Consider the following 18,182-nt stretch of genomic DNA (forward strand, 5'->3'; position numbering starts at 1 on the left):
GGTCGCCGGTTCGAGCCCGGTTGTCCGCTCCATCGAGAAGGGCCCGCACCCATCAGGGTGCGGGCCCTTCTCATGTCCACGTTCCGGGAGCGTGCGGTGCGGGTGGGAGCCGGTTCCGGGTCGGCCCGGCATCGCAGTGGAGCCGAGCGCCCGCACGCCGGGAAGCCCGCTCCACCTCGCGGGGGTCAGCACCCCTCCCCTCCCCCTCAGCTGCCGGCGGCGCAGCGACGGCAGCGTCCGGACAGGGCCAGGTGCGAGGGGTCCAGCAGGAAGCCCTCCCGGCCGAGCTGCTCCTCTGCCCCGCCCAGGAGGGACCGCGGCGCCGTGACGAGGCGCTGGCACTCCACGCAGAACAGGTGGACGTGCTCCTCGGCGTCGGGGGCGCTCAGGTGGTAGCGCGTGGGCGTGTGCCCGGTGTGCACGTGACAGACGACGCCGACCTCCACGCCGACCTGCAGGGTGCGGTAGAGCGTGGCGCGCGTGGCCCCGGCGGCCGGGTCGAGACGTTCGAGCATCTCGTCGGCCGTGGGGAGGTCCGCCACCGCCGCGAGGAGGGCGAGCACCTCACGGCGAGGCTTGGTGACGCGCACGCCCTGCGCGCGCAGGGCGTCCTCGGCGTGCTGCAGCACTACGGGATCGGGGGTCATGGCACCAGTCTGCGCCACCCCCCTGCCCGTCCCGCGGGCGACGTGGCACACTCTCTTCCTGAGACACCGTCTCACCTGACGAACCACCGACGAGGAGGCTGCGATGGACCAGTACACCCTGCCCGACATGCCGTACGACTACGGCGAACTGGCCCCGCACATCAACGCCGAGATCATGGAGCTGCACCACTCCAAGCACCACAAGGCGTACGTGGACGGCGCCAACACGGCCATGGACAAGCTGTCCGAGTCCCGCGTGCAGCGCGACTTCTCCACGGTGAACATGCTGGAGAAGAACCTCGCCTTCAACCTGGGTGGCCACCTCAACCACACGGTGTTCTGGAACAACATGTCCCCCGATGGCGGCGGCGAACCCGAGGGCGCCCTGAAGACCGCCCTGGACACCCACTTTGGTGGCTTCGACGCCTTCCGCGAGCAGTTCACCGCCAGCGCCCTGGGCATCCAGGGATCGGGCTGGTCGATCCTCGCCTGGGACACCCTCGGCCAGCGCCCCTACATCTGCCAGCTGTATGACCACCAGGGCAACCTGCCGACCGGCCAGGTGCCGCTGCTCATGATCGACATGTGGGAGCACGCGTTCTACCTGCAGTACCGCAACGTCAAGCCCGACTACGTCAAGGCGTGGTGGGAGGTCGTGAACTGGCAGGACGTCGCGGCGCGGTTCGAGGGGGCCAGCCGCACCCAGGGGCTCATCACGCCCTGACACAGACCACCGACGGCGTCGTCACTGTAGCGGGAGAGGCGCCGTCGGTCCGGGAACGGGAGGAGACCGCACGACGGTCTCCTCCCGTTCTGTGTGCCCGGGGCGTCAGGTGCCGCAGAAGGTGACGTGCGGGGGCGCGCCGGGCGGGGCGGGCCGCTCCAGGTCCTCCAGGCCCGGGCGGCGTGCGAAGGGCTCCCGCAACGCGGCGGTGAGCCGCTCCACGGGCGCGAGGTCGCCGTCGGCGGCCGCGGCCAGGGCCTCCTCCACCACGTGGTTGCGGGGCACGTACACGGGGTTGGCCGCACGGAGGCGGGCGGCACGGTCGGTCTCCCCCGCGGCCTCGGCCTCGTCGGCCAGGGACGCGAACGCTCCCGTGTGGTCCGCCCGCTCGGCGGTCAGGCGGTCCAGGAACTCCCCCACCGCCTGGGCGTCCGGCTCCGGCAGGCCGAGCTTGGCGGAGAACACCGCGGTGTGGGCGCGGCGGTAGGTGTCCGCGAAGCCCACCACGACCTCGGTGGCCCGCTCCACGGCACGGTCGGGATCGGCGTCCACCAGCGGCAGCAGCGCCTCGGCCAGACGGGCCAGGTTCCACTGCGCCACGGCCGGCTGGTTGCCGTAGGCGTAGCGCCCCTGGTGGTCGATGCTGCTGAACACCGCCTGCGGGTCGTGGGCCTCGAGCATCGCGACGGGGCCGTAGTCGATCGTCTCGCCCGAGAGGGTCATGTTGTCGGTGTTCATGACCCCGTGGACGAGGCCCACGCCCATCCAGCGGGCCACGAGGTCGGCCTGGGCGTCGGCCACGGCCCGCAGCAGCGTGAGGCCGTCCGGCTCCCCCGCCGCCCGGGCCGCGTCCCGCGCAGCCGGGTGGTGGCGGTCCAGCGCGTGGGAGACGAGGCGCTCGAGCACGTCGCGGTCGTGGGAGGCCGCCGCGTGCTGCACCGTGCCCACCCGCAGGTGGCTGGCCGCCACGCGCACCAGGATCGCCCCGGGGAGCAGGGTCTCGCGCTGCACCTGCTCGCCCGTACCCACCACCGCCAGGGAGCGCGTGGTCGGGATACCCACCGCGTGCGCGAAGGTGGAGAACAGGTGCTCGCGAAGCATCGGGCCCACGGCCGCCTTCCCGTCTCCCCCGCGGGCGAAGGGGGTGCGCCCCGAGCCCTTGAGGTGGAGGTCCCAGCGGCGCCCGGCCGGGTCCACCAGCTCACCGAGCAGCAGGGCCCGCCCGTCGCCCAGCAGCGGCGAGAACCCGCCGAACTGGTGGCCGGCGTAGGCCTGGGCGACGGTGGGCGGCGCCTCGGGCAGCGCCGAGACGTCCCCGCAGAGAAAACGCAGCCCCTCGGGTGAGCGGAGCCACCCGGCATCGAGGCCGAGGGAGGCTGCCAGCTGCTCGTCGAGGGCGAGCAGGGTCGGTTCGGGGACGGGCGCGGCCGCCCACGGGAGCGAGAGCTCCGGGACGGCCGCGGCGTACCCCTGCTCCAGGCGGGGGCGGGTGGTCATGCTCAGTCCAGCATCGTGAAGTCGGCGGTGGCCGGGTCCGGGAACATGCGCTCGGGCGTGTCCTGGGCGGTGAGGTCGGTCATCTCCTCCTCGGAGAACTCGAAGCCGAACAGGTCGATGTTGCTCGCGATGCGCTCCGGGGTGACCGACTTGGGGATCACCACGCGGCCGGACTGCAGGTGCCAGCGCAGCACCACCTGGGCCGGCGTGACGCCCTTGGCCTCGGCGATGCGGGTGACGGCCGGCAGCTCGAGGTCGGCACCCTGACCGATGGGGGCGTAGGCCTCGACGGCCAGTCCCTTCTCGAGGCTGGCCTGCTGGGTCTCGGGCTGCTGGAAGCTGGGGTGCAACTCCACCTGGTTGACCGCCGGCACCACCTCGGCCACCTCGAGCACCGAGTGCAGGTGATCGGGCAGGAAGTTGGACACGCCGATGGCACGGGCGCCGCCCTCGCGGTAGATGCCCTCGAGCTCGGTCCACGCCTCGCGGTAGGTGCCCAGCCCCGGGGCCGGCCAGTGGACCAGGTAGAGGTCCACGTGGTCCAGGCCCAGCTTGCGCAGGGACTCCTCGAACGCCGGGTGCACGAGATCCTTGCGCTGCTCGCCGTTGCGGAGCTTGGTGGTCACGAAGAGCTCGTCGCGGGCGATGCCGGAGGCCGCGATGGCCGCGCCCACGCCCTCCTCGTTGCCGTACACCGCGGCGGTGTCGATGTGGCGGTACCCGGCCTCCAGAGCGGCCTCGACGGCGCGTTGGGCACCCTTGGGGTCGACCTTGAAGGTGCCGAACCCGACCTGCGGGATCTCGACGCCGTTGTTGAGTGTCAGGGTGGGGACGTCAGTGGGGTTCACCATCGGGGTCAGGATCCCTTCTTCGTCGACCTCGTGGACTTCTTGGTGCTCTTGGCCTTCTTCGGCTTCTCGGCCTTCGCGGCCTTCTTGTCGCCGGACTTCTTGGCCTTCTTGGCCGGCTTCTCGGCTGGCTTGTCGCCGGCCTTCGCGGCCTTCTTGGCCTTCTTCGGCTTCTCGGCCTTCGCGGCCTTCTTGTCGCCGGACTTCTTGGCCTTCTTGGGCTCGTCCTCCTTCTTCGCCGGGGTCGGACGGGCCATGGCCACCTCGGTCACTCCCGGGGCGTCCGCGCTGCCGAAGGGCAGCGTCTCGGACTGGGCGCCCCGGTCCGTGCCGGGAGCGGGTGCCTCCGACACCTCGGCGGCGTCCTGCTCAGCCCCCTCCTCGGGGGCCAGCCCCCGCTGGGAGCGCAGGCGGGCCGTGCTGGCCTCGACGTCGAAGTCCGCCTCCGGCCACTGGAGGTCCAGGCCACGCAGATGCTCCAGCACCAGCTGCTGCACCGCCAGGCGGGCGTACCACTTGCGGTCGGCCGGCACCACGTACCAGGGCGCACCCTTGGTGGAGGTGCGCGTCAGCATCACCTGGTAGGCCTTCTGGTAGTCCGCCCAGTGATCGCGCTCCTCGAGGTCTCCGGGGTTGAACTTCCAGTGCTTGTCCGGGCGCTCGAGGCGGTCGAGCAGTCGCTCGGCCTGCTCCTCGGGCGAGACGTGCAGCATCACCTTCACCATGGTCACGCCCCGGGCGGCCAGCTGGCGCTCGAAGGCGTTGATGAGGGCGTAGCGCTTCTGCCACTCGGCCGGCGGCACGAGGTCGTGCACGCGGACCACGAGGACGTCCTCGTAGTGGGAGCGGTCGAACACACCGATCTCACCGGGCTCGGGAACCTGCTGGCGGATGCGCCACAGGAAGTCGTGCCGCAGCTCCTCGGCCGTGGGCTTCTTGAAGGACGCGATGCGGGTGCCCTGCGGGTCCATGGCCCCGATGACGTGGCGCATCACACCGCCCTTGCCGGAGGTGTCCATGCCCTGCACCACCACGAGCAGGCGACGCTTGTCACCGCGGGTCCCGTTGGCCCACAGACGCTCCTGGAGCTCGTCCACCTCGGCGTCGGCGGCCATCATCGCCAGCTTGCCCTGCACCTTGTCGCCCTCGAAGGCCGGCGTCGAGCGGGGGTCCAGCTCGGACAGGCGGAAACCACGCTCCGCGCGCAGGGCGTCGCTGAACGGCGTGGCGCCGTCCTGGATCTGCCCGGCAGCCTTCGCCAGCTGCTTCTCGGAGGGTCCGGGGACCTCGTTCTTCCTCTTGGCCATGGGGCCAACTCTGCCATCCAGCACCCCACGCGGCAGGCCCCGGGGCGCCGGACCAGCCGGTTCCCGGGGTCAGGGCACGTCGGGGGCGGCGCGGCGCTGGACGAAGCGCTGCACGACCTGCTCCCAACGCTGCGGGTCGGTGTTCCACTCGCGGCAGTGCATGCCGGCCGGCCACTCGGCCAACGTCACCAGGTCCGGCCGCATGGCCGCCAGCTCGCGGGAGGTGCCCACCGGCACCACCTCGTCGACCACCGAGTGGATCACCAGCATGCGGTGGCGCAGCTCGGCGGCTCGGTCGAGCCAGTTCATCTGCGCCAGGTCACGCGGCTCGGTGATGGCGAACAGGAACTTCGCCTCGTGGCGTCCCATGAGGTGGCGGGCCAGCTGCTCCACCGCGGCCGGCACCTTGGCCCGCACCGCGGCGTGGGCCAGCACCTTGCCCCAGTCCACCACCGGGGCGTCGAGCACCACGCAGGTGACGCGGTCGGCGAAGCGCGAGCGCACCAGCGTCTGCAGCACGATCGCCCCGCCCATGGAGTAGCCCACCAGGGCCAGCTCGCGCGCCCCGTGGGCGACGGCGTACTCCAGCGCGGCCTCGACGTCACGCCACTCGGTGAGGCCGAGGTTGTACCGGCCGTCGGCGCTGCGCGGGGCCTCGCTGTCGTTGCGGTAGGCCGGCACCAGGCAGGCCCAGCCCTCCTCGCGGAAGGGGGCCACGGCACGGAAGCCCTCCTCACGCCGGGCGGCCCGGCCGTGCACGGTGACCATCCACCGGTCGTGCTGCAGCGCCGGACCGTCGGCCACGCCGTCGGGGAGCACCTGCCAGCAGGGGATCTCGCCGATGTCGGAGTGCAGCGACAGGTCGCGGGCGGGCAGGCCCAGGGCCTGCCGCGGGTCGCGCGGGAAGTAGTAGGGGTTGAGGCGCGCCGGGCCCGGCTCCGGGGCGGGGCCGTCCACGGCGTCGAGACGGCGCACCACGCGGCCGGACTCCTCGTGGTGCTCGACCACGTCGCTGAAGCGCAGGTGCCGGTCGCCGCCCGTGGTCCACAGGCCGTAGCGGCCGGGCTGCAGGGTGAGGCCGTTGGCGGCCAAGGTCACCGTGCGGGCGTGCAGGTCCACGGCGAGCAGCTCGCAGTCGTCCGGGTGCACCGCATCGGGGGTGAGCACCCGCCGACCGAAGTAGACCGCCGTCCCCACCACGGCGGCCCCGGTCAGCGCGGCGGCGCTGCCGACCACCCAGCCGGTCACCGCCCCGATGCGTCGCCACACGGCGGTCGTCAGAGCCATGCCGGGATCCTAGTTGTTCTCGGCCGTCAGGGTGGGGGCAGCCAGCAGGTGGGCGCGTCCGTCCGGCTCGCGGATCCCCTGCCCTGAGCAGCCACTCGCGTGCCCCCCATGTCAGCGCGTCGCGTCGGAGTACATCGGGCGGGGGCCGGTTCCCACCCACCAGCCCGCGCAGAGCAGGGTGACGGCGATAGAGGCTGCCGGCCACGACTCGACCGGCTCCAAGGGCCAGTGCAACAACCACTGCCCGGGGTACCCCAGCACCGTCGCGGCAGCTGCGACCAGCACACAGACAGCCGGTGCGTACGGGCCCCACCCGAGCCCCCGGCAGACCAGACCGATCCCCGTGTACCCCAGGAGGTCACGGCTGGCCACGACCAGGAGGGTCGACTCCGTCCCGACCACGGCGGCCACGACCCACACGGCGCAGGTCAGCACGAGGGCCCCCGCCAGCCCCATGCGTTCCCACGCGGCCACCCCACGAAGCGAACGCACCTCGGGGATGCGATGGCGCGGCGCCACCATGCTCGCCACGATGCCCGCCGCCGCGAGGCTCGGCAGGAACTCCGCGTACTGGACGAGACCCGGGGCCAGGCGTGGGATCGGAAGGTCTCGGGAGCCCACCCACACCGTCGTGAGCAGTCCGGCCGCCCACAGGGCCGCGGAGGCTCCCGTGAGGCGCTGCCGAAGGAACCAGGAGACCGGGCCCCTCAACACGACTGCTCCGAGTGCTCCCGCAGCGTCTTCAGCTGTGCTGCGGGAGACTCCCCGAGGATGGCCCGAGCCCGTGGCGAGAGGTCCGGACGCTCTCCCAGCGCCTTCTCCCACCACTCCACGGCAGCTGCGTCCACGTCGGACGCGGAAGCCGAAGGTGCGGCATCGGGGGGAGCGGAAGCAGCGGTGGCCTGGCCGTCACCCTCCGGCAGGACCTGATCCGGACCGCACCGGGGTGCCTCGGCCACGGAGAACAGCAGGGTCCTGGCCCAGCTCTGGTGGTCGGCAGCGTCGAGGGGCAGGAGTCGCCCCTGTGAGTCCGGGTATTCGGTGAAGCGACGCGGGAAGGAGATACCGTTCTCCCCCGCGACGGCCGCGAGCCGCTCGACCTCGCCGGCGATCTCTGCGCGACGGTCCTCGTTCTCCGGCCAGAGGCAGAGTTCCACTGCTCGGTCGAGTCCGCCCGACGCCACAGCCTGACAACCAGCGACCGCGGGACGAAGGCGCAGACCATGTACAGGGCTGGTTCGAGCAGCCTGCCACCCCGCCAGAGCGGTCAACAGTGCCGCCAGAAGGAGAGCTGTCGAGACGACCGGTCGCTGGAGGGCCCACCACGCGGCCGCCAGCAGGAGCACCATGGCGGCCACGGTCAGGAGGTAGGCAGTCGAGGCACCCGCTGTGGGTTCCGTCTGGCTGACACAGCAGGCGACTGGAGGCGCCATCATGAGCCGAGCAGGGCCGTTCTCCATGGAGGCGAAGGCCCCCAGGGCGAGATAGGCGACCACGATGCTGGTGGGCAGGGCCACGTACAAGGGCAGGGTGCGCCCGGCCAGGGCTCCCCACGAGGCCGCGGCCAGCGGACTGAGAACCATGGCCGCGGCCAGCCACCCGGCGATGCCAGCCAGGTGGCCAGCCCGCAGCATCTGGACCCAGGCACCCTCGAGCAGCACGACTGCTCCGACGCTCGCGACAGGCAGCACGGCGACCGCCCAGAGCGCCAGCTCCTTGAGGGGCGCGAGGCGCCTCCTGAAGACTTCACCCTCAACCAGACGAGCCGCGACGACGGTGGCCCCGGCGGCCACGACCGGCAGCACGAGCACCGACCCCCCGTGGGCGTCAAGGGCATTCGTGAGGGGATGGACCGTTTCCACCCCGACCATCCACAAGTGGTAGGCCAGCAGTCCCCCGGCGAGCAGGAGAACGAGCGGCCAGGCGGTCAGACGCATCAGCGTAGACGGTCTCAGCACACCCATTCCAACCCCCAGGCTCGCTGAACCCGCACTGAGAATGCGGCCTGCGGTGACAGGGTCTGGCCGTCCACGCGGACGAAGTCCGCCGGTGACCCATCGAACACCACCTGGCCGGCATCGAGCAGGGTGACGTGGTCGGCCTCGTCGGCCAGGTCCTCCACGAGATGCGTGGTGACGAGGACCGGGCGGTCGACGCGGTCCACCGCCTGATGGAAGAGGGCCCGCTGCAACGGGTCGAGACCCGCGGTGGGCTCGTCCAGGATGACCAGCTCACCAGGGGCGGCCAGTCCTTCGGCCAGCGCGAGGCGACGGGCCTCACCACCCGACAGCTGCATCACCGGTCGGTCACGTAACCCGCCGAGGTCGGTCAGGGCCAGTGCGCGGTCCACCTCACGCGGCAACGCCGCCCGGTCTCGCCCGGCCAACCAGGCCGAGTAGGCCACCTGCTCGGCCACGCGCAGGCCTCGGAAACGACCGGAGTACTGCGCGACGAAGGCCGCCTGACCCGAGCGGTGCACCCGTCCGGTGCTGGGCCTTCGCAGGCCAGCGAGCGTCTCGACGAGCGTGGTCTTCCCAGCTCCGTTCGCCCCCAGGAGGACGGTGCGACGAACGTCGGGCACCATCCATGTCAGGTTCTCCAGAACGGCCTGTCGACGGCCACGCCAGAGGCCGCCGCGGTGGACGGTGACGCCCGCCAGCCCGAAGGACGATGAAGCCAATTCGACTCCTCAGTACTTGACGCCGATTCCTTGGAAGTCCACGGCTTCGCGGTAGGAGATGTGCTGGTAACCGTTCAACCGAACCATGTAGTCATCCTTGCGCTGCCAGCCGTGGTTGAACTCTCGATAGCCGCCGCACGAGTGCGTGACGTTCCGGATCAAGATGTCCTTCTTGTACCACGGCTCGTTGCGGTCCAGCCCGAGAACGACATTGGGCAGGGGGTTCAGCTGTTGACCACGGTCGAAGTGCCGCTTGCAGTTCTTGGACCACACGACCGTCCCCGCCGAGGAGTTGGCTGCGTCGTTCCACACACGGGTGGTCTGGTGCAGGGTCGCACCACGCCAGAAACTGGACCAACTCCCGTCACCCGCACTTGCACTGGGTGCTGCCAGAACGGCCCCGGCAACTGCTGTGGGCAGGGCCATCCTGATCCATCGAAGGGTAGATGAGGTGCGCAGGGCGACCGTCCTTTCGTGTGTGGTGATTGTCGCGCCGCATTCTTATCGCCCCCCCCTTTGCCCAGGTCAAACCCACTCGTCCTCCACCCAGTCCAGGGTGCGCTGCACGGCCTTGGCCCAGGTGCGCACGTGGCGGTCCCGCACCGCGGGGTCCATTTGCGGCTCCCACCGGCGCGCCTCGTGCCAGTGGGCGGCCAGCTCGGCGGTGTCGCGCCAGAACCCGACCGCCAGACCCGCCGCGTAGGCCGCGCCTAGGGCGGTGGTCTCGGACACCTCGGGAACCACCACGGGCACGTCGAGCACGTCGGCCTGGAACTGCATGAGCATGTCGTTGACGGTCATGCCGCCGTCCACGCGCAGCTCGGTGACGTCCAGCTCCAGCGCGGCGGCGTCGGCCAGCATCGCGTCCACCACCTCGCGGGTCTGGAAGGCGGTGGCCTCCAGCACGGCCCGGGCGATGTGCCCCTTGTCGACGTACCGGGTGAGACCGACCAGCGCGCCCCGGGCGTCGGCGCGCCAGTGCGGGGCGAACAACCCGGAGAAGGCCGGCACGAAGTAGGCGCCGCCGTTGTCGTCCACGGTGGCCGCGAGCGTCTCCACGTCGTCGGAGCTGCTGATGAGGCCGAGGTTGTCGCGCAGCCACTGCACCAGGGAGCCGGTGACGGCGATGGATCCCTCGAGGGCGTAGACCGGGTCGGCCTCCCCCAGCTTCCAGCACAGCGTGGTGAGCAGGCCGTGCTGCGAGCGCACCGGCTGGCTGCCGGTGTTGAGCAGCAGGAAGTTGCCCGTGCCGTAGGTGTTCTTGGCCGTGCCCGGCTCCAGGCAGGCCTGGCCCAGGGTGGCGGCGTGCTGGTCGCCCAGCGCCCCGGCGATGGGGACACCCGCCAGCACGGTGTGCTCGTGGGCGTGGCCGTAGACCTCCGAGGAGGAACGGATCTGCGGCAGCATCGCCATCGGGATGCCCAGGGCCGCGCAGGTGTCGGCGTCCCAGGCCAGGGTGCGCAGGTCCATGAGCAGGGTGCGCGAGGCGTTGGTGACGTCGGTGACGTGGACTCCCCCGTCCACGCCGCCGGTGAGGTTCCAGACCAACCAGGTGTCCACGGTGCCGAAGAGCAGGTCACCGGCCTCGGCGCGCTCCCGGGCGCCCTCCACGTGCTGCAGCACCCAGCGCAGCTTGGGCCCGGAGAAGTAGGTGGCCAGGGGCAGGCCGGTCACCTCACGGAAGCGGTCCTCCCCCAGCGGCTCGCCGTCCGGGCCGGGTTCGGCGGCGAGCTCCTCCACCATCGAGCGGGTGCGGGTGTCCTGCCAGACCAGGGCGTTGCACACCGGCTCGCCGGTGCGGCGGTCCCACACCACGGTGGTCTCGCGCTGGTTGGTCACGCCCACGGCGGCCAGGTGCGCGGCGCTGGTGTCCGCGGCCGCCAGCACACCGGCGACCACCTGCCGGGTGGTGCGCCAGATCTCCATCGGGTCGTGCTCCACCCACCCCGGGCGGGGCAGCACCTGCCGGTGCTCCAGCTGGTCGGTGGCCACCGGGCGCCCGTCGCGGTCGAAGAGCATGGCGCGGGTGCTGGTGGTGCCCTGGTCGATGGCGAGCACGTAGCGGGGGCTGGACATGACAGGCACCCTGCCACGGGCGGGGCGGAGGAGACGGGTGGATGGGCCGGCGTGCACCAGACTGGCGCCATGCCCGACTCCCCCGTGATCCCCGACGTGATGCTGGCCAAGGCCGCCGCGAAGGTCCCTGCCGCCGACGCCCTGCCCGGTGGGTGCAGCTACGAGCCCAAGTGGGACGGCTTCCGCGTGCTCGTGGTGCGCGGCGCCGCGACCGACCCCGCCACGGCCGTGGGTGAGGGCGACGACGCGGTGGACCTGCTGGGGCGCAGCGGCAAGTCCCTGGCGCGGTACTTCCCCGAGGTGGTGGAGAAGGTGCGTGCCGTGCCGGCCCCGGCGATCGTGGACGGCGAGCTCGTGGTGCGCAGCGGGGAGCCCGGCGCCGAGCGGCTGGACTGGGACGCCCTGGCCCAGCGCATCCACCCGGCGGCCTCCCGCATCGAGCGGCTGGCGGCCGAGACCCCCGGCGAGGTGATCTGCTTCGACCTGCTGGCCGATGCGGGCGGCTCGCTTCTGGAGCGGCCCTTCGCCGAGCGACGCGAGCGGCTGGCGGCGCTCGTGGGTGGGCTCCCGGCATCCGGCGGGGTGCACCTGACCCGGGCGACGACCGACCCCGGGGAGGCGGCCGACTGGTTCACGCGCTTCGAGGGCGCGGGGCTCGACGGGATCATGGCCAAGGGGCTCGACACCCCCTACGAGCCGGGGAAGCGCACCATGCTCAAGGTGAAGCACAAGCGCACCGCCGACGCCGTGGTGGTGGGCTACCGGGTGCACAAGAGCGGCACCGGGGTGGGCTCGCTGCTGCTGGGACTGTGGTCGGGTGACCAGCTGGTGCCGGTGGGCGGGGCCTCGGCGTTCACCACGGCGCGGCGGGCCGAGCTCGAGGCCGAGCTGCAGCCCTGGGTGGTGCGTGAGGCCGACGGGTCGGTGGCCAGCGCCGAGCGGGCGCGCAACCGGTTCACCTCCGGCAAGGACACCAGCTACGTGCCGCTGCGCCCCGAGCGCGTGGTGGAGGTGGCCTTCGACCAGCTGGAGGGCCACCGGTTCCGCCACGCGGTGCGCTTCCTACGCTGGCGCGACGACAAGGACGCCGCGCAGTGCACGCTGGAGCAGGTGGACGTGGCCTCCGGCTACGATCTGGACGCCGTGCTGGCCGCGGACTCCTGAGAGTCCCCACCGGAGCGCACGGCCACGAACACCTCGGGAGGACCCATGCACGCACTGCTCACCGCCGCCGGCGAGACGACCTCGTGGATCCCGGGCGCCGTGTGCGCCGGGCTGCTGGCCGTGGTGGCCGTGCTGATGCTGGGACGCTCCGGCTCCCTGCCGGTGCCGGTCAAGGGCATCGTGCGCGCGATGTCGCTCGTGGCCCTGCTGGTGGGGGCCGGCCTGTACCTCCTGGGCGCCAACGGCATGGGGTGGCTGCCGCTGGCCCTGGTGACCTTCGTGGCCCTGCTGCTGGTGCTGGGCACCACCGGGCTGCTGGCCACCCGCGCCGAGCGCACCGCGCGGGAGCGCCGCGCCGCGCGCGACTGAGGGCCGCCGGCCTCAGGCCTTCCGCGCCCGGCTCGGCTGCACACGGGGCGGCTCACCCGGCATTTTCGGGTGGTCCGGCGGGAACGGCTCCTCCCCCAGCCCGCGCTCGAGGTCGGCCTCCCACATCGCCATGACCGGGGAGAAGTCCCCGCGATGCTCGAGCATGTCGGCCCACGGGTCGGGCTCGGCCAGGTGCTCTGCCACGGTGTGCACGCTCACCGCGCCGGGCACCACGGCATCGAGGGCGGCCCACGCCACCGGCAGCGACACCGGCGCACCCGGCAGCGCACGGGGGCTCCACGCCCCGGCCAGCGTGCGGTCGCGGCAGTGCTGGTTGAAGTCGACGAAGCACTTGTCGCCCCGCTCCTCCTTCCACCAGCGCGTGGTCACCAGCTCCGGCAGGCGGCGCTCCAACTCGCGGGCCAGCGCGATGACACCGTGGCGCACGTCGAGGAACTCCCGCTCCGGGGCGATGGGGGCGAACACGTGCAGACCCCGGTTGCCGGAGGTCTTCACGTAGGCGGTGAGCCCCACCTCCTCGAGGAGCTCGCGGGCCGCCCGGGCGATGGTGACGACGTCGCCGAAGCCGCGCCCCGGCATCGGGTCGAGGTCCAGGCGTACCTGGTCCGGGCAGTCGTTGAGCAGCTCCCCGGAGTGGTCGGTGGTCCGCACGGGCCAGGGGTGGACGGTGAGCGTGGACATCTGCGCCGCCCAGACCACCGAGGCCACCTCGTCGAGGACGACCTGCTCGTGCGAGCGCCCGCTGGGGTAGGTGCAGGTCGTGGTGCGCAGGTACTCCGGGGCGCCCTTGGGCGGGTTCTTGGAGTAGAACTCCTCCCCCGTGATGCCGGTGGGGAAACGCTGCAGGGTCACCGGCCGGTCGGCGTTGGCGGTCAGGAAGCGTTCGCCGACGGCCACGAGGTACTCCGCGAGGTCGAGCTTCGTGACCTCGAGCGCCCCGGGCGCCTCGCCGGCGGGGCACATGACGCGGTCGGGGCTGGAGACCCGCACCTGCCGCACCGTGCCGTCCGGTCCGGGCACCTCCAGGGTGGTGGCCTTGCTCGCCATGCCGTGCTCCTGCCTCGAGGGGGTGCGCGGTGGGCCCGCACACCGGCGAGCCTACGGCGGTCCGTGCGCTGCGGCCTCGTTCACCGGGCGTCCACGTGGGCGGCACCTTGTGCACACCGTGGTCTGTCAGGGTGCAGCGTCCTGTTCCCCCACCTGGGAGACCACGCACCATGCGACCCCTCACCCGCACCCCGCTGCCCCTGACGCTGGCCCTCCTGCTGCCGGCCGCCTCCCTGGCCGGCGCGGCCACCGCGCCCGCGCACGCCGTCTCGGAGGACCTCGTGATCTCCGAGGCCTACGGCGGCGGCGGCAACTCCGGCGCCCCGCTGCGCAACGACTTCGTGGAGCTGTTCAACCGTGGCGACCACGCCGTCGACCTCACCGGCTGGACCCTGGAGTACCGCTCCGCCACCGGCAGCTCCGCCCAGGTGACGAAGCTCTCCGGCTCCGTGGCCCCCGGCGCCCGGTTCCTGGTGCAGCAGGCCGCCGGGTCCAACACCTCCGCGGCCCCGCTGCCCACCCCGGACGCCACCGGCACCGTGCCGATGTCCTCCTCCGGCGCCAAGCTGCAGTTGGTGGGCCCGGACGGCTCCGTGGTGGACCTGCTGGGCTGGGGCGGCGCGAACGCCGCCGAGGGCCTGCCGGCCGGCGCCACCTCCAACACCACCTCGGTGGCCCGCACGCAGCCGTGCCACGACACCGACAGCAACGCCGCGGACTTCACCACCGGCGCCCCCACCCCGGAGAACAGCACCGAGGCCCCCGTGGACTGCTCCGCGGTGCCGGACCCCGACCCGGACCCCGAGCCGGGCGACGTCACCATCGCCGAGATCCAGGGCACCGCGCACCGCTCCCCGCTGGAGGGCCAGGGCGTGCGGGGCGTTCCCGGCGTGGTGACCACCACCGACCGCAACGGCTTCTGGATGCAGTCGACCACCCCCGACGAGGACGACGCCACCAGCGAGGGCGTGTACGTGTACACCCGCGGCAAGACCCGGGTGGCCGTGGGCGACGCGGTGCTCGTGGACGGCCTGGTGGCCGAGTACCGGCCCGGCGGTTCCGGCGGCCACGACAACCTCACCACCACCCAGCTCACCAACCCCACCGTGACCGTGACCGGCACCAGCGAGGTGCCCGCCCCGGTGGTGCTTGGCGAGGACGTGCAGGTGCCCGCGCAGACGGTGGAGTCCGGCGACCCGGGTTCGGTGGAGTACGCCGGCGTGCCCTTCCTGCCGCAGGTCGACGCCATCGATGCCTACGAGGCGCTGGAGGGCATGCGCGTGGGCGTCCGCGACGCGCAGGCGGTGGGCCCCACCGCCTCGTTCGACGAGGTGCCCGTGGTGCCTGCCGACGCCGGGGCGCAGCGCAGCGTCTTCGGCGGCGTGGTCTACGGCGGCTACGGCCAGCCGAACGCCCGTCGCGTGCAGCTGGCCGGCGACCTGCTGGGCTCCGAGGGGCTGCCGCAGGTGGACACCGGCGCGCGCTTCGACGGCCTGACCGCCGGCGTGCTCGACTACTCGTACGCCAACTTCAAGCTCAAGGTGACCGAGCTGGGCTCCGTGCAGGCCAGCCCGTTCAGCCGCGACGTGGCCGCGCCCAACCGCAAGGACGCCCTCGAGGTGGCCACCTTCAACGTGGAGAACCTCGACCCCACCGACGACGCCGCCAAGTTCGACGGCCTGGCCCGCCAGCTGGTGGACCACCTGGGCGCCCCCGACATCGTGGCCCTGGAGGAGGTGCAGGACGACAACGGCGTGCAGAACGACGGCACCGTGGACTCCTCCACCACCACCGACCAGCTCATCGCCGCCATCGAGGCCGCCGGCGGCCCCCGCTACGAGGCCCGCTGGGTGAACCCCGAGGACGGTCAGGACGGCGGCCAGCCGGGCGGCAACATCCGCAACGTGATGCTGCACCGCACCGACGTGGACGGCCTGAGGTTCGTGCACCGCCCCGGCGGCGACGCGACCACGGCCACCACCGTGGAGTCCCGTGGCCGCTGGGCGGCGCTCTCGGCCTCGCCCGGCCGCATCAACCCGCTGAGCAGCGCGTGGGAGAACTCCCGCAAGCCGGTGGTGGCCGAGTACTCCTTCCAGGGCCGCCCGGTGTTCGTCATCGGCGTGCACTTCAGCTCCAAGGGCGGTGACGACCCGATCTTCGGCCGCTGGCAGCAGCCGGTGCGCTCCTCGGAGACCCAGCGCATGGAGCAGGCCCGCGAGGTGCGCGGCTTCGTGGACTCGCTGCTGGCCAAGGACGCGCAGGCGAACGTCATCGTGGCCGGTGACGTGAACGACTTCGAGTTCTCGCCCGTGGCCGACACGCTCGTGGGCTCGGGTGCCACGGCGCTGCGGGACCTGCCGCGCGAGCTGCACCCGGCCGACCGGTACACGTACACCTACCAGGGCAACAGCCAGGTGCTGGACCACCTGCTGCTCTCCCCGGGCATGACCACGGCCTTCCAGGGCAAGCGTCCGGTGACGGCCTACCGCCACGACGTGGTGCACGTCAACGCCGACTTCCACGACCAGCTGAGCGACCACGACCCGCAGGTGGTCAGCGTGGACCGTCGCGCTCTGCGCTGACCAGTCACTCGCGCCCTGCGCTGACTCACCCGCGCGCCACCCCCGTCGACCCGATGGGGGTGGCGCGCAGCGTGCGGTGGGAGGATCTGCCCATGGACATCCCCCTGCTCAACTCCGCCAAGTACCCTCTGGGCCGCGACGACTCCGCGTGGCGCGAGGAGCTCTCCGCCGAGGAGTACGCCGTGCTGCGCCAGTCCGGCACCGAGCGACCCGGCACCGGGAAGTTCGAGTCCTTCGAGGGCGAGGGCGTCTACTCCTGCCGCGGGTGCGGCACCGAGCTCTTCCGCAGCAGCACCAAGTTCGACGCGCACTGCGGCTGGCCGGCCTTCTACGCCCCGCTCGCCGAGGACCGCGTGGAGTACCTCAAGGACAACTCCCTGCCGAACCGCCCCCGCATCGAGGCCCGGTGCGCGGCGTGCGGCTCCCACCTGGGCCACGTGTTCACCGGCGAGGGCTTCGACACCCCCACGGACACGCGCTACTGCATCAACTCCGTGTGCATGACCTTCACCCCCGACGACGGCGGCGAGACCGTCCGCGGCGGACGGGACTGACGCTCCCCTCGACGACGACGGCGGCCCGCTCCGGTGAAGGAGCTGGCCGTCGTCGTGCAGTCGGTCGGTGGGTGCCTCAGCCGGCCTGCACGGCCGGGTGGTGCGGCAGCTCACGCACGATGTCGGCCAGCGGGGTGCGCTTGCCGGTGTGGAAGGGCGTCTCCAGGGTCACGTGGCGGCGCGCGTCGGTCTCGCGCATGGTGCGCATGAGGTCCACGATCTGGCCCAGGTCGTCGGACTCGAAGGCCAGCACCCACTCGTAGTCGGCCAGGCCGAAGGCGGGGATGGTGTTGGCGCGCACCTCGGAGTAGTCACGGGCCTTCATGCCGTGCTCCACGAGCATGCGGCGGCGCTCGTCGGCCTCCATGAGGTACCACTCCGGGTCGCGTACGAAGGGGTACAGGCACAGGTACTCGCGTACACGACCACCGGCGAGGAAGGCCGGCACGTGGGACTTGTTGAACTCCGCCGGGCGGTGCAGGGCCGATGCGGTCCAGGTGCAGCGGGAGCGCGCGCCGAGCTCGGTGCGGCGGAAGGCACGGAAGGCGGCCTGCAGCTGGTCGTTGGACTCCGCGTGCCACCACACGAGGTAGTCCGCACCGGGGCGCATGCCGGCGATGTCGTACGTGCCGCGCAGCTCCACGCCCTGGGCGGACAGGCCGTCGAGGAACTCCTGGGCCTCGGTGGCGATCTGCTCCACGCGGTCGGCGGGCAGGACGTCCGGCACCTCGAAGACCGACCACATCGTGTAGCGGACGGACTCGTTGATCTCCCGGACCTTGGCGGGGCTGACGCGATCTGAGCTGCTCATGCGCCCATCCTCCCACCGGCCACGAGGCGGGCGGCGGCCGCCCTCGCGGTACCGATGCAGGCCGGGATGCCCACCCCGTCGTACACCGACCCGGCGAGCTCCAGGCCGGGCACGGCGGCCACGGCGTCGGCCACGCGGGCCATGCGCTCCAGGTGCCCCACCTCGTACTGGGGCAGGCCGTCGGGCCAGCGCTGCACCCGGACCTCCAGCGGCGCGGGAAGGTCGGCGCCGGTGTGCTCCGCGACGGCCTGCGCCACGTCGGCCAGGGCCAGGGCGCCCAGCTCGTCGTCCGTGCGGTCGGAGAGGTCGTCCCCGGCCCGGCCCAGGGAGGCGCGCACGAGGGTGACCTCGTCGTCGCCCACACCGGGCCACTTGGCACTGAGGAAGGTGGAGGCCTTGATGGCGCGGCCGTCCACCGGGGGCACGAGGAAGCCCGAGCGGTCCAGGGGCGGCATCGCGGCGGTGGGGAACGCGAAGGTCACCACCACCATCGAGGCGGTGGGCACGGCGGCCAGTTCGTCGGCCGCGGCGGGCAGCTCGGGCCGCAGCAGGGCGGCCGCGGCCGGGG

At 72.5% G+C, this 18,182-nt stretch carries 18 protein-coding genes; 5 read left to right on the plus strand and 13 right to left on the minus strand.

Annotation, left to right across the window (positions count from 1 at the left end):
- Positions 1-206 precede the first annotated feature (206 nt).
- Positions 207-647 carry a Fur family transcriptional regulator gene (locus HMPREF3099_RS09215; protein WP_070705684.1) on the minus strand — a complete coding sequence of 147 codons (441 nt, stop codon included), beginning with the start codon at positions 645-647 and terminating at the stop codon, positions 207-209.
- Between the two features lie 103 nt (positions 648-750).
- On the opposite strand from HMPREF3099_RS09215, the gene HMPREF3099_RS09220 reads away from it, so the two are divergent.
- Positions 751-1,371 carry a superoxide dismutase gene (locus HMPREF3099_RS09220; protein ID WP_070705685.1) on the plus strand — a complete coding sequence of 207 codons (621 nt, stop codon included), beginning with the start codon at positions 751-753 and terminating at the stop codon, positions 1,369-1,371.
- Positions 1,372-1,476: 105 nt separating this feature from the next.
- Here the strand turns inward: HMPREF3099_RS09220 and HMPREF3099_RS09225 are convergent, their stop codons facing one another.
- The 9 genes from HMPREF3099_RS09225 to glpK form a co-directional block, all read right to left on the minus strand.
- A complete protein-coding gene (locus HMPREF3099_RS09225; protein WP_070705686.1) occupies positions 1,477-2,868 on the minus strand; it encodes a protein adenylyltransferase SelO in 1,392 nt (463 codons plus the stop codon).
- A 2-nt stretch (positions 2,869-2,870) separates the two neighbouring features.
- Positions 2,871-3,719, minus strand: a complete 849-nt coding sequence (locus HMPREF3099_RS09230; RefSeq protein ID WP_070705687.1) for an aldo/keto reductase — start codon at positions 3,717-3,719, stop codon at positions 2,871-2,873.
- A gap of 5 nt (positions 3,720-3,724) precedes the next feature.
- Positions 3,725-5,023: a polyphosphate kinase 2 family protein gene (locus HMPREF3099_RS09235; RefSeq protein ID WP_202816736.1), complete on the minus strand. Its 1,299-nt coding sequence runs from the start codon at positions 5,021-5,023 to the stop codon at positions 3,725-3,727.
- 69 nt (positions 5,024-5,092) lie between these two features.
- Complete coding sequence (locus HMPREF3099_RS09240; RefSeq protein WP_070705688.1) at positions 5,093-6,310, minus strand: alpha/beta hydrolase family protein; 1,218 nt, start codon at positions 6,308-6,310, stop codon at positions 5,093-5,095.
- 111 nt (positions 6,311-6,421) lie between these two features.
- Entirely contained in the window at positions 6,422-7,024 is a 603-nt protein-coding gene (locus HMPREF3099_RS13045; protein WP_070705689.1) for a hypothetical protein, read from the minus strand.
- Positions 7,018-8,247, minus strand: a complete 1,230-nt coding sequence (locus HMPREF3099_RS09250; protein WP_070705690.1) for a hypothetical protein — start codon at positions 8,245-8,247, stop codon at positions 7,018-7,020. Before HMPREF3099_RS09250 ends, HMPREF3099_RS13045 begins: the two co-directional genes overlap by 7 nt.
- Positions 8,248-8,261: 14 nt before the next feature.
- On the minus strand, positions 8,262-8,990 hold the full coding sequence (locus HMPREF3099_RS09255) for an ATP-binding cassette domain-containing protein (protein ID WP_144042998.1): 729 nt from the start codon (positions 8,988-8,990) through the stop codon (positions 8,262-8,264).
- 9 nt (positions 8,991-8,999) lie between these two features.
- Positions 9,000-9,416, minus strand: coding sequence for a hypothetical protein (locus tag HMPREF3099_RS09260; protein WP_141494738.1), 417 nt, complete (start codon positions 9,414-9,416; stop codon positions 9,000-9,002).
- Between the two features lie 99 nt (positions 9,417-9,515).
- Positions 9,516-11,066 (minus strand): glycerol kinase GlpK, encoded by a 1,551-nt coding sequence (gene glpK, locus HMPREF3099_RS09265; protein ID WP_070705693.1) that lies wholly within the window; start codon positions 11,064-11,066, stop codon positions 9,516-9,518.
- A 69-nt stretch (positions 11,067-11,135) separates the two neighbouring features.
- On the opposite strand from glpK, the gene HMPREF3099_RS09270 reads away from it, so the two are divergent.
- Both HMPREF3099_RS09270 and HMPREF3099_RS09275 read left to right on the plus strand, forming a co-directional pair.
- Positions 11,136-12,230, plus strand: a complete 1,095-nt coding sequence (locus HMPREF3099_RS09270; protein WP_083323673.1) for an ATP-dependent DNA ligase — start codon at positions 11,136-11,138, stop codon at positions 12,228-12,230.
- 45 nt (positions 12,231-12,275) lie between these two features.
- Complete coding sequence (locus tag HMPREF3099_RS09275) at positions 12,276-12,599, plus strand: hypothetical protein (RefSeq protein ID WP_070705694.1); 324 nt, start codon at positions 12,276-12,278, stop codon at positions 12,597-12,599.
- A 12-nt stretch (positions 12,600-12,611) separates the two neighbouring features.
- Here the strand turns inward: HMPREF3099_RS09275 and HMPREF3099_RS09280 are convergent, their stop codons facing one another.
- Positions 12,612-13,667 (minus strand): DNA polymerase domain-containing protein, encoded by a 1,056-nt coding sequence (locus HMPREF3099_RS09280; RefSeq protein ID WP_070705695.1) that lies wholly within the window; start codon positions 13,665-13,667, stop codon positions 12,612-12,614.
- A gap of 170 nt (positions 13,668-13,837) precedes the next feature.
- Here HMPREF3099_RS09280 and HMPREF3099_RS09285 point away from each other — a divergent pair, with 170 nt between their 5' ends.
- Together HMPREF3099_RS09285 and msrB are read left to right on the plus strand one after the other, a co-directional pair.
- Complete coding sequence (locus HMPREF3099_RS09285) at positions 13,838-16,249, plus strand: lamin tail domain-containing protein (protein ID WP_070705696.1); 2,412 nt, start codon at positions 13,838-13,840, stop codon at positions 16,247-16,249.
- A gap of 92 nt (positions 16,250-16,341) precedes the next feature.
- Positions 16,342-16,803, plus strand: coding sequence for a peptide-methionine (R)-S-oxide reductase MsrB (msrB, locus tag HMPREF3099_RS09290; protein ID WP_070705697.1), 462 nt, complete (start codon positions 16,342-16,344; stop codon positions 16,801-16,803).
- Positions 16,804-16,879: 76 nt separating this feature from the next.
- Here the strand turns inward: msrB and hemQ are convergent, their stop codons facing one another.
- Both hemQ and HMPREF3099_RS09300 read right to left on the minus strand, forming a co-directional pair.
- The gene (gene hemQ / locus HMPREF3099_RS09295; protein WP_070705698.1) at positions 16,880-17,614 is read right to left on the minus strand and encodes a hydrogen peroxide-dependent heme synthase; all 735 of its coding nucleotides are present in this window, start codon (positions 17,612-17,614) and stop codon (positions 16,880-16,882) included.
- The coding region (locus HMPREF3099_RS09300) for a protoporphyrinogen/coproporphyrinogen oxidase (RefSeq protein WP_371327527.1) at positions 17,611-18,182 on the minus strand (572 nt) is incomplete at its 5' end. The genes hemQ and HMPREF3099_RS09300, both read right to left, overlap by 4 nt.

Source organism: Kytococcus sp. HMSC28H12 (assembly GCF_001816045.1).
Classification (GTDB): domain Bacteria; phylum Actinomycetota; class Actinomycetes; order Actinomycetales; family Dermatophilaceae; genus Kytococcus; species Kytococcus schroeteri.